The organism is Longimicrobium sp. (genome assembly GCF_036280135.1).
Classification (GTDB): domain Bacteria; phylum Gemmatimonadota; class Gemmatimonadetes; order Longimicrobiales; family Longimicrobiaceae; genus Longimicrobium.
The window spans coordinates 1-13,320 of record NZ_DASURI010000313.1; the positions used below are offsets into that span (position 1 = coordinate 1).

The 13,320-nt window shown below is 70.1% G+C and carries 13 protein-coding genes; 10 read left to right on the forward strand and 3 right to left on the reverse strand.

Features of this window, described 5'->3' with window-relative positions:
- On the reverse strand, nucleotides 1-940 hold a 940-nt coding region (rho, locus tag VFZ20_RS09955; RefSeq protein WP_329683716.1), incomplete at its 3' end, for a transcription termination factor Rho.
- Nucleotides 941-1,230: 290 nt separating this feature from the next.
- On the opposite strand from rho, the gene VFZ20_RS09960 reads away from it, so the two are divergent.
- The 4 genes from VFZ20_RS09960 to VFZ20_RS09975 all read left to right on the forward strand — a co-directional run bounded on the left by VFZ20_RS09960 (nucleotide 1,231) and on the right by VFZ20_RS09975 (nucleotide 7,277).
- A complete protein-coding gene (locus VFZ20_RS09960; RefSeq protein ID WP_329683717.1) occupies nucleotides 1,231-2,250 on the forward strand; it encodes a site-2 protease family protein in 1,020 nt (339 codons plus the stop codon).
- Between the two features lie 418 nt (nucleotides 2,251-2,668).
- Complete coding sequence (locus VFZ20_RS09965; RefSeq protein ID WP_329683718.1) at nucleotides 2,669-4,252, forward strand: N-acetylmuramoyl-L-alanine amidase; 1,584 nt, start codon at nucleotides 2,669-2,671, stop codon at nucleotides 4,250-4,252.
- 158 nt (nucleotides 4,253-4,410) lie between these two features.
- Nucleotides 4,411-5,490 carry a hypothetical protein gene (locus tag VFZ20_RS09970; RefSeq protein WP_329683719.1) on the forward strand — a complete coding sequence of 360 codons (1,080 nt, stop codon included), beginning with the start codon at nucleotides 4,411-4,413 and terminating at the stop codon, nucleotides 5,488-5,490.
- A gap of 449 nt (nucleotides 5,491-5,939) precedes the next feature.
- Nucleotides 5,940-7,277: a hypothetical protein gene (locus VFZ20_RS09975; protein WP_329683720.1), complete on the forward strand. Its 1,338-nt coding sequence runs from the start codon at nucleotides 5,940-5,942 to the stop codon at nucleotides 7,275-7,277.
- A gap of 46 nt (nucleotides 7,278-7,323) precedes the next feature.
- Here the strand turns inward: VFZ20_RS09975 and VFZ20_RS09980 are convergent, their stop codons facing one another.
- On the reverse strand, nucleotides 7,324-7,545 hold the full coding sequence (locus VFZ20_RS09980; protein ID WP_329683721.1) for a hypothetical protein: 222 nt from the start codon (nucleotides 7,543-7,545) through the stop codon (nucleotides 7,324-7,326).
- A gap of 285 nt (nucleotides 7,546-7,830) precedes the next feature.
- On the opposite strand from VFZ20_RS09980, the gene VFZ20_RS09985 reads away from it, so the two are divergent.
- The gene (locus tag VFZ20_RS09985) at nucleotides 7,831-8,214 is read left to right on the forward strand and encodes an AbrB/MazE/SpoVT family DNA-binding domain-containing protein (protein ID WP_329683722.1); all 384 of its coding nucleotides are present in this window, start codon (nucleotides 7,831-7,833) and stop codon (nucleotides 8,212-8,214) included.
- Between the two features lie 75 nt (nucleotides 8,215-8,289).
- Here the strand turns inward: VFZ20_RS09985 and VFZ20_RS09990 are convergent, their stop codons facing one another.
- Nucleotides 8,290-8,478, reverse strand: coding sequence for a hypothetical protein (locus VFZ20_RS09990; protein ID WP_329683723.1), 189 nt, complete (start codon nucleotides 8,476-8,478; stop codon nucleotides 8,290-8,292).
- Between the two features lie 163 nt (nucleotides 8,479-8,641).
- On the opposite strand from VFZ20_RS09990, the gene VFZ20_RS09995 reads away from it, so the two are divergent.
- The 5 genes from VFZ20_RS09995 to VFZ20_RS10015 form a co-directional block, all read left to right on the forward strand.
- Nucleotides 8,642-9,346: a queuosine precursor transporter gene (locus VFZ20_RS09995; RefSeq protein WP_329683724.1), complete on the forward strand. Its 705-nt coding sequence runs from the start codon at nucleotides 8,642-8,644 to the stop codon at nucleotides 9,344-9,346.
- A gap of 7 nt (nucleotides 9,347-9,353) precedes the next feature.
- Nucleotides 9,354-10,583 (forward strand): sodium/glutamate symporter, encoded by a 1,230-nt coding sequence (gene gltS, locus VFZ20_RS10000; RefSeq protein WP_329683725.1) that lies wholly within the window; start codon nucleotides 9,354-9,356, stop codon nucleotides 10,581-10,583.
- The gene (locus VFZ20_RS10005) at nucleotides 10,580-11,341 is read left to right on the forward strand and encodes a Type 1 glutamine amidotransferase-like domain-containing protein (protein ID WP_329683726.1); all 762 of its coding nucleotides are present in this window, start codon (nucleotides 10,580-10,582) and stop codon (nucleotides 11,339-11,341) included. The genes gltS and VFZ20_RS10005 overlap by 4 nt, the downstream gene beginning before the upstream one ends.
- Nucleotides 11,342-11,714: 373 nt before the next feature.
- Nucleotides 11,715-11,972: a hypothetical protein gene (locus VFZ20_RS10010; protein ID WP_329683727.1), complete on the forward strand. Its 258-nt coding sequence runs from the start codon at nucleotides 11,715-11,717 to the stop codon at nucleotides 11,970-11,972.
- Nucleotides 11,973-12,520: 548 nt separating this feature from the next.
- A partial coding sequence (locus VFZ20_RS10015; RefSeq protein ID WP_329683728.1) for an AMP-binding protein occupies nucleotides 12,521-13,320 on the forward strand: 800 nt, incomplete at its 3' end.

Genomic DNA, 13,320 nt, shown 5'->3' on the forward strand with positions numbered 1-13,320 from the left:
CCACGATGGTCAGGCTGCCGCCCTCCTCGATGTTGCGCGCGGCGCCAAAGAAGCGCTTGGGCTTGTGCAGGGCGTTGGCGTCCACGCCGCCCGACAGGATCTTGCCCGAGTGCGGCACCACCACGTTGTAGGCGCGCGCCAGGCGGGTGATGGAGTCCAGCAGGATCACCACGTCGCGGCCGTGCTCCACCAGGCGCTTGGCCTTTTCCAGCACCATCTCGGCCACCTGCGTGTGGCGGTCGGCGGGCTCGTCGAAGGTGCTGCTGATGACCTCGGCGCGAACGTTTTCCTGCATGTCGGTGACCTCTTCGGGCCGCTCGTCGATGAGCAGCACGATCAGGTGCACCTCCGGGTGGTTCTCGGTGATGGCGTTGGCCATCTTTTGCATGAGGATCGTCTTGCCCGCCTTGGGGGGCGCCACGATGAGGCCGCGCTGGCCCTTGCCGATGGGCGCGATGAGGTCCATCACGCGCATGGAAAGGTCGCCCGACGGCGTCTCCAGGTGGATGCGGTCGTCGGGGTAGCGGGGGCGAAGGTTGTCGAACGCGACGCGGTGCTTGGCCTTGTCGGGCTCGTCGCCGTTCACGCGCTCCACCTTGAGCAGGGCCAGGTACCGCTCGCCCTCCTTGGGCGGGCGCACCTGTCCCAGCACGGTGTCGCCCGTGCGCAGGTCAAAGCGCTTGATCTGGCTGGGCGACACGTAGATGTCGTCCGGCCCGTACAGGTAGTTCCAGTCCTGCGAACGAAGAAAGCCGTAGCCTTCGGGAAGGACCTCCAGCACGCCCTCGCCCCGCAGCACCACCTCGCTGTCGAGCAGGTTTTGCTCGATGCGGTAGATGAGGTCCTGCTTGCGGAGCCCCGAGTAGTTGGAGATGTTGAGCCCTTCCGCCATCTCGTGCAGCTCGGCGATGCTCTTGGTTTTAATCGTGCTGATGTCCACGATTTGCTCCGAATGTATGTACGCAGACCCACGGCAACGTGGCCGCCGGGTCCGCTGGATTGTTCCGCTGAGTGGGAAGGGAAGCCAGGGAGGGGGCGCGCCGCGCCCTGAGATCGAGCAGGTCTGTCGTCAGGAAACGTGGCCCCAACCTAAGCACGGTATACACGGAGGTCAAGAGAAAAGTGCCCGAGGTTGCTGGGCCATTCGCCACGTGGCGCCTGGTGGAACTGCATGACCAACAGGTGTTTCAGGCACGCCTTAATCCTGGCTTAACGGTCGACGATCCGGCCGTGCGGCAGGCCCTGTCGCACTGGCCGGGGCGCGTGTACGCGCAGTCCGGACCCGACGGCGTGGAGGTGACCATCGCGCGCCGCAGCCGCCCCCGCCCGCGGGAGCGGTGGTGGCTGCACGGGCTGCTGCTGCTGGCGACGGTCATGACGGCCACCCTGGCCGGAGCCGGGCTGGTGGACGGCGACCCGCTGCGGTTTCAAAGCGTGAGCCTGGGGGGGCTTGCAATTCCCCTGCCCACGCGTCTGACACCGGCGTCCCTGGCGCCCGGGCTGTGGTTCTCGCTGCCCCTGCTGCTCATCCTGGGCGCGCACGAGCTGGGGCACTTTGCCCTGGCGCGGCGGCACGGGATGGACGTGTCGCCGCCGTACTTCATCCCCGCGCCGCCGTTCGTGAGCCTGATCGGCACGTTCGGGGCGTTCATCCGGCTGCGCTCGCCCCTGCTCAACCGTGCCGTGCTGCTGGACATGGGCGCCGCGGGGCCGCTCATCGGCTTCGTGCTTTCCCTTCCCGCCGTCGTGGCCGGGCTGTGGATGAGCCGGCGCGTGCCCGACATGCCGCCGGAGGTCACGGCAAGTATCGGCTTCGTGGTGGACAACCAGTACCAGGCCATAGGCGAGTCGCTGGGGTTCATGGCCCTGCGGGCGCTCACGCCCATGGCCGGGCCCGGCTTCGTGGACCTGCACCCGCTGGCCATGGCCGGGTGGATGGGCCTGTTCTTTACGGCGCTCAACCTGATCCCCGTGGGCCAGCTGGACGGCGGGCACGTGCTGTATTCCCTGTGGCCCCGCGCGCATCGAGCGCTGGGGATGCTCACGCTGGCGTTCCTGCTGGCGATGGGGGTGCGGTGGATGGGCTGGCTCTTCTGGGCCGTGCTCATCCTGGGGGTGGGGCGCGGCCGCGTGGCGCATCCGCCCGTGTTCGATCCCCGCTACCGGCTGAACGGGCCGCGCCGGGTGATCGCGTGGGCGTGCATCGTCATCTTCGTCCTCACGTTCATTCCCGTCCCGTTCGAGCTCTAGACCAACGGCAACTGCATTCTCACGCAGAGCCGCAGAGGACGCAGAGTACTTCATCGCGCGACGAAGTACTCTGCGCCTCTGCGGCTCTGCGTGAGTGTTTTTGTTCCTTTCCGATCCACGAAACCCGCTACTGTTCGATGAGTTTCCATGCGGAGACGTGAATTCGGATTCAGGAAGATTGCTATCCGTATGGTTGCCACAAAATGATGCAGAGGATGAATTAAGAGCGGTTCAAAGGGGTCGCGTATACGAGATAGTTTGGGGACATCTGTTCTCAAATCGTTGCGGGGCAACTCCTTTCCCGCCCCTCTTGCGCCTTTGTGGTCCCGTGTGCTAGGCTCCATCCACACCAATCAGCCCTGGCGCGCGCACCCCTCAGAACTCGCGCGCGCCAACCTCTCCACCTGCAGGAGGACGCATGGGCAAGTTCCGCATCCTGACCGCGGCCCTGTTGGCCGCGGTCGCGCTCTCGGCCTGCTCCGACGAGCCGACATCCCCCGCCACCCCCACGCCGGAAGCGCCATCCGCCGCGCAGCTGGACGGCATCTTTGACCAGGCCGCCCTGGAGTTCGGCGTGCCGGCCACGCTGCTCAAGTCCATCGGCTACGTGGAAACGCGCTGGGAGATGGTGCGCGGCGGCGTGGAGTTCCCCGGCCAGCAGGCCGCGTTCGGCATCATGGCCCTGCGCGGCGAGCGCGTTACCCAGGGCGCGCAGCTGGCGAAGGTGACGCCCGAGCAGGTTCGCTCCGACGCGGCGGCCAACATCCGCGCCGCGGCCGCGCTGCTGGACCTGTGGGCCGACGAGATGGGCATCGCCCGCAGCGACCTGGCCGCGTGGGGACCGGTCGTGGCCAGGTACAGCGGCATCACGCAGGTGGAGGGGCAGGCCAGCTACGTGCACAACGACGTGTACGCCACCATGAACCGCGGCGTGGTGGGCAAGACGCCCACGGGCGGGATCGCCGCGTCCATCATGCCCGTGCGCGTGCGCGCCGCGTTCCAGCTCCCCGAGAACGCCTCCCTGGCCGTGGCGCCGGACTACCCCGTGACGGGCACCATCTGGCGCCCCTCGCCCAACTACAACGCCCGCCCCACGGGCAGCACGGGCGGCGTGCAGATGGTCATCATCCACACCTGCGAAGGCAGCTACAGCAGCTGCTGGAGCTGGCTGACCAACTCGGCCGCGCAGGCCAGCGCGCACTACGTGGTCAACGAGAGCGGCAGCGAGATCAGCCAGCTGGTCCGCGAAGCCAGCCGCGCCTGGCACATTGCCGCCACGTACGACTGCTCCCTCAACAGCAGCGTGCTGTGCGGGCTCAACGGCGTGAGCAGCAACCACTTCACCGTGGGCATCGAGCACGGCGGCTTCGCCTCGCAGACCACCTTCCCCTCGGGGCAGCTGGACGCGTCGGCCCGGCTTTCGTGCGACATCAGCAAGGCGTACGGCATTCCCCGTGACCGCCAGCACTTCGTGGGTCACGGTCAGCTGCAGCCGTACAACCGCACGGACCCGGGCCCGAACTGGCCCTGGACGGACTACCTGAACCGCATCAACACGGCCTGCGGCGCCACGAGCGGCACCAGCATCGTGGTGGACAACAACAACGCCAACAACAACGCCGCCTCCGCCCGCTTCGAGTCGTCCACGACGTGGCAGGTGTCGTCGGGCACGGCCGGCTACTACGGCAGCAACTACGCGTTCGCCTCCACGACGGCCCTGAGCGACGGCGCCACGTTCTGGTTCTACCTGCCCGCCGCGGCGACCAAGACCATCGACGCCTGGTGGACGGCCGGCACCAACCGCTCGGCCACGGCGCCGTTCATCGCCTACAACGCCAGCGGGGCCGAGGTGGGCCGCGTGAGCGTGAACCAGCAGGTCAACGGCGGCGCGTTCCGCACCATCGGCACGTGGAGCTTCAGCGCCGGCTGGAACAAGGTGGTGCTGTCGCGCTGGACCACCGAGGGGTACGTGGTGGTCGCGGACGCCGTCCGCGTGCGCTGAGTCGTTGCTGATGGAACCGTCCCTCGCGCGCGTTTGAACGGCGGGGGACGGGGGACAGGTGACAGGGGACGGCCTGCAACTGCGTCCCCACGTTCGGCCCTCTCCCGGTGACGTCCGCCGGGAGGGGGCACCTGGATCCAGACGACCGGGATTGCCCGATGCACCGATCCATCCTCCTGCCCGTCCTTGCCTCCGTGCTCGTGCTCGGCGGATGCGCGCGGGCGGAATCCGCCGAGACGGGGGGCGATGCCCTTTCGCGCGGCGAGCTTCGCGACCTGCGCGGCCGCATCGTCTTCGTTTCCGAGCGCGACGGGCAGGCCGAGGTCTACGCCGTGCGGCCGGACGGGCGCGGGGTGCGGCGCCTGACGGAGCAGCCGTCCAACGACTACCCCGCCGCGGCCTCGCCCGATGGGGCGTCGCTGCTGATGGTGAGCGCCGTGGGCGAGGGGCAGACGCAGCGCGAGCGGATGACGGTGCTGCCCCTGCGCCCCGGCCGCGCCCCGGCCGGCCGGGCCATCGGCCCCGTGGCGGGGCGTGTTCGCTCGCCCTCGTGGGCGCCGGACGGGAGCTGGCTGGCGTTCGAGAGCGACACGGCCAGCTTTCGCGACATCTACCGCATGCGGGCCGACGGCACGGGCCTTCAGCGGCTGACGAGCAACCCGCAGGGCAACTTCGAGCCGGCCGTGTCGCCCGACGGCCGCTCCATCGCCTTTGTCTCCAGCCGCGACGGCGACTCGGAGATCTACCTGATGGACGCGGACGGCAACGGCGTGCGGCGGCTGACGGCGTTTCACCGCGAGGACTGGGCGCCGGCGTGGTCGCCGGACGGGCGGCGCGTCTCGTTCATGAGCAACCGCGAGGGCGTGGACCGCGTGTACGTGGTCAATCCCGACGGCACGGACCTGCGCGCCCTGGGCGCCGCCGGCGCGGACACGGCCGTGAGCGAGGCGGAGCCCGCGTGGTCGCCCGACGGCACGCGCGTGGCGCTCACCCTGCGCACGCGCATGGGCGGGTCGCGCGTGGCCGTGGTGCCCCTGGCCGGCGGCCCCCCGCGCGTGGTGAGCGCGCCGGACGAGCGGGCGTCCATGCCCGCGTGGTCGCCCGACGGCCGCCACCTGGTCTACGTGACCACGCACGACGAGGACGCGGACCTGCGCGTGGCGCGGGCGGACGGCTCCGCCTCCGCCACCGTCGTCCGCTCGCCCGGGGCGGACTGGCTGCCGCGCTGGATCCCGTAGACGGGCATCCGCCGATCCGCCCCTTCGCCGCCCCGGACGCACGCCGTCCGGGGCGGTTCTGCTTTCCCCTTCGACCGGCTCCCTCCCGGACGAAATCCGCACGTTCTTCCGATCTCTCGCGGCCACGCCCCGCGTTCCTGTCCCCGGTTGATCTGCCGCGGACGGGCGGAACGGAATCTCACGAAAAGGCGCGAACGACACCTCGCGCGCCGTTCCTGGCGGAATCGTATCGCTGGACCTCGTATCTGCTTGCAAACAAACAAGCTCAGGCAAAGTGGACGGCGGTTCGCGCAAGCTGTTCACCTGCGGCGCTTTAGCGGAAGGCACGCGCGCAACACGCCACGCTCCGGACGCGTTTAGTCTGTCTACTAGTCGGTTTGGCGCGCTGTGTTTATCGTACACTTCATGCCCTGGCGTGCCCCACCTTTCCACCGTCGGAGGGAAGTCGGATGAGTCAGCCCCACCCCAAGAAGGCTCGCGGCCGCTCACGCCCGTGGATCGTGCCGCCCGGGCTGCTGGTGCAGGGCGAGCCCTTCGAGGGCTTCGGCGTCCTGGACGAGAACCGGGACGAGCTTGGCCTGCTGCTGTGGCAGTCCCTGCGCGACGTGGAGGTGTGGGCCATGGCGCCCGCCCACCAGCGCAATGACCTGTTCTCGACCGGCGCGCTGCGGCAGCGGATGGAGCGCATTCACGAGGAGGTGGCGCCGGGCACGCCCGTGCGCCCCGTGCTGGAGGGGCTGGCCAACCTGCTGGACCGCCCCAGCCGCGTGACGCCGCTGGAGGTATGCGACCTGTGCGAGGAGCTGTCGCGCTGGGCCAGCGACGCAGGACTGCCCCGCACCGCCCTGGCGTTTTCCGTCCGCGCCGCCATGGCCGCGCCCGACGAGGCGGCGCCCGCCTACCTGGTGGGCCTCATCTCCCGCCGGGCCGCGGACTACCGGCGCGCGGAGGTGTGGTTCCGGCGCGCCCTGGCCATCGCGCGGCACACGGGCGACTGGCGCGTCTACAGCCTGGCGCACGCGGGCCTGGGGCAGATGCACATGCAGCGCGGCGACGGCCCCCGCGCGCGGTCGCGCCTGCTGCGCGCGCTGCGGGCCGCGCGCCGGCACGGCATCTGGTCCGTGCGCTCCACGGCCCTGCACGACCTGTTCTGCATCCACGCCACGGGGACGGACGCGCGGCTGGCGGAGCAGTACGCCCGCGCCGCGTTCCGCAGCTACGGCCGGCAGCACCCGCGCCTGCCCGTGCTGGCGCACGACATCGCCCGGTTCTGGATGATGCACGGCTACCACGCGCTGGCCCTGCCCACCTTCCAGGCCGTGCTGCCGCACCTCGTCCGCCCCGTGGAGCGCATGCTGGGGCTGTCCAGCCTGGCCCAGTCCGCGGCCGGCGCGGGCGACGCGGAGCTCTTTGCCCGCACGTGGAACGAGGTGTGGCGGATGATCGACGAGCGCGACGACGGCGAGTGCGTGGCCGAGGCGCTCATCAACCTGGCGCAGGGGGCGGAGCTGCTGGGCCAGGTGGTGCGGCTGGACATGGCGGCCAGCTACGCGCTCACCGTGGCCACGCGCCGCGGCGAGGCGCAGGAAAAGGTCGTGGCCGAGGCGCTGCTGCGGCGCTCGCGCGACTTCGGAAAGGAGCCCGCGGAGCCGCCGCCGCCTGGGGAGGACGAAGGCGTCGAGGGTGTAGAGGGGGACGAGCTGGAGGACGACGAGTCGACGCTGGTCGGCTCGGACCTGCTGGCCGAGGAGCTGGTGGAGGCGCTCACGGAGGTGCCCGTCCGCTGACGCGTGGAGCGGGACGCCCGCGTGGACGTCCCGCTCCCCGTGCGGCTCAGCGCCCGCCGCCGCCGATGAAGCCGCCCCAGCGGTCGTCGCGGCCCGTGTCGGGCGGGGGCGGCACCACCTGCCGCGGCGCCTGGACGTCCTCCGGCGCCGGGCCGCGCCCGTGCCGTGCCGTCTCAGGGGCGACGAGATGCGTTTCCGCGGTGCCGCAGGCGCCCGCCAGTACGGCGGCGCCGGCGGCCAGCGCGAGCCTTGTCCTCCACGTCTGCATGTCCGGTCTCCTTGGGGTGGGGGGATTGAACGGGGCGGATCCATCCGCCCTGGTCCCAAGGTAGTGCCTGACGTTTGACTCGTGTGCCTGAAACTCTGTCCCGTTCCTGTATCGAGCGGCCGGTTTGGTGATGCGCATGGCGGGATGTGGATGGATCACGGTGTGCCCGCGTGCGCATGCCGCACGCATCGCGCTTCGTTGCGGAGAGCAGTCCGCGATGTGGCCGTTTGTCCTAAAAAGCTTTGTCAGTAGCCGACCGTGGAAACTTGAACACGAGGAGGTAAGATGGTACTTTCCCAATTAGGGATTGTGGGTGTACTCGCATCGGAGTGGTTTCCCGTGGCCGAACGCGCATTCAGCTTCATGACTGTCGACGCGAAGGGGCGTGCGACGCTGCCCGAGGAAGTGCGCCGTGCACTCGGGTTGGAAGGGGGAGATTTCTTGCTCCTGGAAAAGACGGAGCGGGGCACGTTTGAGCTCGTGCCTGCGACGCTGATCCCCAGGGATCAGCTCTGGTTCCACCATCCTGAGATGCAGGCGCGCATCGCCAAGGCCGAAGCAGATCGGCGGGAGGGCCGCATCGTCACCACGGAAACCCTTGAAGAGGCGCAGGCACTGCTCGACTCGCTCAAGGCTGCGCCGCGTACTCGTGCGCGGCGTAGCGGGTGAGGCGCCGTGGCCAAACAGCAAACGTTCTTGCGAACGGATTGGACGGAGCAGTTCAGGGCGAGCTACGCAGATCTGTCATCGGAGCGACAGCGCCAGTGTGACGGTGCGATCATGCAGGTGATCAAGCGGCAGCCCACACCCGGCTTGCGTATCAAGCCGATCCAACCGGACAAGTACTACCGCGAGGCGCGTATCAATGATGGCGATCGTCTTGTGTTTGTCGAAGAGGGTGACAGGGTGACGTTTGTCGATGTGGTACCGCACGATCGAATCTCCCGCTACGGGCGAGGCCCCCGGCACAGCACATGATGAAGGGTGCGCTTAGTCGCGCATCTCTCGACATACTCACCGCGCGCGGATAGACTAAGCGGCGCCGGGGCACGTGGCCCGGCGCCGCGTTTTTCGTCTCCCTCCACAGCTCCTCCCCATGGCCCAGGCAGACGCCGTCGCGCCGCTCAAGCAGTACCGCTACTACGACTTCATCACGGCCACCTTCGTGACCGTGCTGCTGTGCAGCAACCTCATCGGGCCGGCGAAGGTGTGCGAGATCGGCGGGTTCACGTTCGGGGCGGGGATCCTGTTCTTTCCCATCTCGTACCTGTTCGGCGACATCCTGACGGAGGTGTACGGCTACGCGCGGGCGCGGCGCGTGGTGTGGACGGGCTTTGGCGCGCTGGCGTTCGCGTCCCTGATGAGCGTCGTCGTGCTGCGGCTGCCGCCGGCGCCCAGCTACACGGGGCAGGCGGCGCTGGAGTCGGTGTTCGGGATCACGCCGCGCATCGTGGCGGCGTCGCTACTGGCGTTCTGGGCCGGCGAGTTCGCCAACTCGTTCGCCCTGGCCAAGATGAAGGTGCGCACGCAGGGACGCCGGCTGTGGGAGCGCGCCATCGGCTCCACGGCCGTGGGCGCGGCGGTGGATTCGGGCATCTTCTACCCCGTGGCGCTGCTGGGCGTGCTGCCCACCCGCGTGGTGCTGTCGGTGATGGTGACCAACTACGTGCTCAAGGTGCTGTGGGAGGTGCTCATGCTGCCCGTGACGTACCGCGTGGTGAACGCGCTCAAGCGGGCGGAGAACGAGGACTACTTCGACCGCAGGACGGACTTTACCCCCTTCTCGCTTCGCGCGGACTGAACCGTTCATGAAGCTGGACCTCATCCAGACCGTCGCCTTCGCGGGCGTGGTGCTGTTCCTGGGCTACGGCATCCGCCGGATGATCCCGCCCCTGGCCCGCTACAACATCCCCGCGCCCGTCATCGGCGGGCTCATCGTGGCGGGGCTGCTGACCTGGGCCCGCGCGCGGGGCAGCACGCCCATCGAGTTCGACACGACGCTGCAAAGCCCGCTGATGGTGGCGTTCTTTACCAGCATCGGGTTCGCGGCGTCGCTGCGGCTGCTCAAGGTGGGCGGCCCGCAGGTGCTCGTCTTCTTCGCCGTGGCCACGGTGTTCGCCATCGTGCAGAACGTGGTGGGCGCGGGGATGGCCACGGCCATGGGGCTGCACCCGCTCTTTGGCGTGCTCACGGGCTCGGTCACGCTCACGGGCGGGCCCGCGACGGGGCTGGCGTTCGCGCCCCTGTTCGAGGCCAGCGGCGTTCCCGGCGCGTCGACGGTGGCGGTGGCGTCGGCCATGGTGGGGATCGTGATGGGCGGCGTGATCGGCGCGCCCATCAGCACGCGGCTCATCGAGCGCCACAAGCTGCGCGTCGCGAAGTCCAGCCCGGACTACGTGGCGCCCACGCTGGCCACGCACGTGATGGAGGAGCAGCTGGCCGACGAGCCGGCCAAGGCGCCGGCGGGCGAGGACGAGGAGTCGTTCGTGCTGCTGCAGAGCGTGGTGCTCATCCTGGTGGCCATGTGGGCGGGCCACTGGGTGAGCGAGTGGATCACCACGGAAACGGTCCGTCTGCCGGGCTACATCGGGGCCATGCTGGTGGCGGCCGTCATCCGCAACCTGGACGACCTGACGGGGCGCATCAAGATCAGCCAGCGGGTGATCGACGACATCGGCAACGTGGCCCTGGCGCTGTTCATCGTCATGGCGCTCATGACGCTCAAGCTGTGGGAGATCGCCGGGCTGGCGCTGCCCATGCTGGCCATCCTGGCCGTGCAGGTGCTGCTGATTGCCGTGATCTGCGTGTGGCCCATCTTTCCGCTGATGGGCAAGGACTACGAGTCGGCGGTGATGAGCGGCGGGTTCTGCGGGTTCATGCTGGGGACCACGGCCAACGCCATGGCCAACATGCGGTCGCTGGTGGAGCGGTACGGCCCGGCGCCGCGGGCGTTCCTGGTGGTGCCCATGGTGGGCGCGTTCTTCATCGACTTTACCAACGCCGTGATCGTCACGGTGTTCGTCAACGCGCTCAAGTGAGCGGGGACCGCATCTTCACGGGGCGCATTCCCGTGCTGGGCGACCCGCGGCAGGGGGACGAGCCGCGCGCGGAGCCGTCTCCCCTCTTCCTGCTCTCGGACAGCCAGCTGCTGTTCTGGGCAGACGGGGACGGGCAGCACTTCATCGACCGCATCGCGGCGTACACGGGGCCGGGCGCGCCGCGGGCGGCGTACCTGGGCGCCAGCAACGGCGACGTGCCGGACTTCTACTCCATCTTCCTCGCCGCCATCGAGGGCATTGGCCCGTCGGAGTGCCGGATGATCCCGGCCGTGCCGTCGGACGAGGACCGCGCGTTCGTGGACCGGGCCGACGTGATCCTGCTGGCCGGCGGCGACGTGGACGTGGGATGGCGCGCGTTCGAGGCGTCGGGGATGCGTGACGTGGTGGAGCGGCGCTACCAGGAGGGCGCCGTGCTCGTGGGGGTGAGCGCCGGCGCCGTGCAGCTGGGGACGGCGGGATGGCCCGCGGGCGAGCCGGACGCGGCGTTCGGCACGTGGGGGCTGGCCCCGTTCGTGGTGGACGCGCACGCGGAGGAGGGCGACTGGGCGGAGCTGCGGGCCGTGGTCCGCGCCCGCGGCGAGGGCGCGCGCGGCCTGGGCATTCCGCGCGGGGGCGGCCTGGTGTACCACGCGGACGGCACGCTGGAGGCCGTGCGCCACCCGCTCGCGGAGCTCGTCATGCGCGCGGAGGGCGTTGCGAGCGCGGTGATCTTCCCCCCGGCGGAGGCCGAGCGGTAGCGCGGGTTGCGGACGCGGATCGGAACCGGCATCGCGGCGCCCCAGCCCCGGCGAACAGTGCCGGGGGCGGATCTGACCGGAGAGACGCCGCCACCGCGCCGGAGCGAATGAATTCGCCGCTGGAAGTTCGCGAAGTCCGCCTTCGCGGACTGCCCCAGCACGGGTCGGCAGATGTGCATCGGAGCGTGGATCACGCGGTTGAAGCCTCGCGCGGTTTGCGAGGTTTCCGCCGTCCGGCAGCGGCGGGTGATGCTATGCACGGATTTGATCCGGTATCCGCGGCGTCCCAGCCCCGGCGGATGAATTCGCGGCTGTGACCCCGCGATGTCGGTCTGCGCCGACAGCTCCTGCCGCATGTCGTCTCTGTGCACCGATGGTATCCTTCGAGCCGTCGAGCGCCGCCCCGGTGTACGTCGCGTCGCCCGTGCCGGGGCAGTCCGCGAAGGCGAATGGGACACTCGATGTCACTGCGGGAATGGCGGCGATCCGCGCGGCGTTCTCGCCGAGCCAAGGCGAGGCGCATCGCGGATTTCGCGGGGAGCACCGTCCGTCGATCATCGCCGGTCCGGAATCGCCGACGTGCGGGCGGATGGCTGCCATCGTCGCCGGGCCGGCGGACCGGATCACCTGATCCACTGCGGGAATGGCGGCGATCCGCGCGGCGTTCTCGCCGAGCCAAGGCGAGGCGCATCGCGGATTTCGTGAGGAGCACCGTCCGTCGATCATCGCCGGTCCGGAATTACCGGCGTGCGAACGGATGCCGGCCATCAACGCGCCGAGGTTGGCGGACCGGATCACCCGATCGCGATCAGTAAAGGCCCGCGCTCGCACCGAGGCTGCCGGGGCGCGCGGAACCGGCTTTCGCCTCACGCATCTGGCTCCCCGCGACGGGAGAGCAGAACTGACGCGATCGGGTGTCCGGTGGGCGAGTTCGGCGTGGCTGGGGGCAGTTCGTGCCGGGGCCGAGGACGCGACACGTGCGGATCGCGGATGACGTGTGGGTCGCGGATGACGCGCGGATGGGCCCTCCGCGAAATCCGCGATGCGCCTCGCCTTGGCTCGGCGAGAACGCCGAGCGGAGGCGGAGTGCATGCTTCGCAGCCGACCTCCCTGCTTCGCCGTCCGTGCGCTTCGCCGCGGATGCAGATCCGAGCCGGACGGGATGACTCCATCCATCGCATGAATCCTAACATTGCCGCGCGGCTGGCGGAGCGGGCCGGGCTCCATCCCGAGCGGCCGGCGATCATCGAGGGATCGGGCCCGTCCGCGCGGCGGCTTTCGTTCGGCGGGCTGGACCGGCGCGTCCGCGCGCTGGCGGCGGGGCTGGCCGCGCGCGGCATTGGCCCGGGCGATTCCGTCCTGCTGTTCGTGCCGATGTCCGCGGACCTGTACGTGGCCCTGCTCGCCTGCCTGCACCGCGGCGCCACGGCCGTCTTCGTGGACGCATGGGCGGACCGGCGGCGGCTGGACGCGGCCGTCCGCATCGCGGACCCGAAGGCGTTCATCGGCACGCCCAAGGCGCACCTCCTGCGCCTGCTGAGCCCCGCCGTCCGCGCCATTCCCGTCCACCTCGCGGCTGGGCGCCGCCTGCTTTCGCTGCGCCGCCACGAGCGCGGCGACGCGGGCCAGGCGACGCGCGTGGATGGATCGGCCCCCGCGCTCGTCACCTTTACCACCGGCAGCACGGGCGCGCCCAAGGCCGCCGCGCGCTCGCACGATTTTCTGTGGGCGCAGCACCTCGCGCTTGCCAATCACCTGCGGCCCGCGGAGGGCGACGGCGACATGCCGTCGCTCCCCGTGTTCGTGCTGAACAACCTGGCGAGCGGCATCCCCAGCGTCCTCCCCGACTTTGACCCGCGCCGCCCCGCCGACATCGACCCCGCGCGCATCCACCGGCAGATGGTGGACGAGCGTGTGACGACCAGCAGCGGCTCGCCCGCGTTCTACGAGCGCCTGGCGCGCGGGTGCGCGGAGTCGGG

Excerpts from the sequence above, each read along its gene's own strand:
- VFZ20_RS09965 (WP_329683718.1), top strand. The coding sequence starts at position 2,669 with ATGGGCAAGTTCCGCATCCTGACCGCGGCCCTGTTGGCCGCGGTCGCG.
- VFZ20_RS09970 (WP_329683719.1), top strand. The coding sequence starts at position 4,411 with ATGCACCGATCCATCCTCCTGCCCGTCCTTGCCTCCGTGCTCGTGCTC.
- VFZ20_RS09975 (WP_329683720.1), top strand. The coding sequence starts at position 5,940 with ATGAGTCAGCCCCACCCCAAGAAGGCTCGCGGCCGCTCACGCCCGTGG.
- VFZ20_RS09980 (WP_329683721.1), bottom strand. The coding sequence starts at position 7,545 with ATGCAGACGTGGAGGACAAGGCTCGCGCTGGCCGCCGGCGCCGCCGTA.
- VFZ20_RS09985 (WP_329683722.1), top strand. The coding sequence starts at position 7,831 with ATGGTACTTTCCCAATTAGGGATTGTGGGTGTACTCGCATCGGAGTGG.
- VFZ20_RS09995 (WP_329683724.1), top strand. The coding sequence starts at position 8,642 with ATGGCCCAGGCAGACGCCGTCGCGCCGCTCAAGCAGTACCGCTACTAC.
- gltS (WP_329683725.1), top strand. The coding sequence starts at position 9,354 with ATGAAGCTGGACCTCATCCAGACCGTCGCCTTCGCGGGCGTGGTGCTG.
- VFZ20_RS10010 (WP_329683727.1), top strand. The coding sequence starts at position 11,715 with ATGGTATCCTTCGAGCCGTCGAGCGCCGCCCCGGTGTACGTCGCGTCG.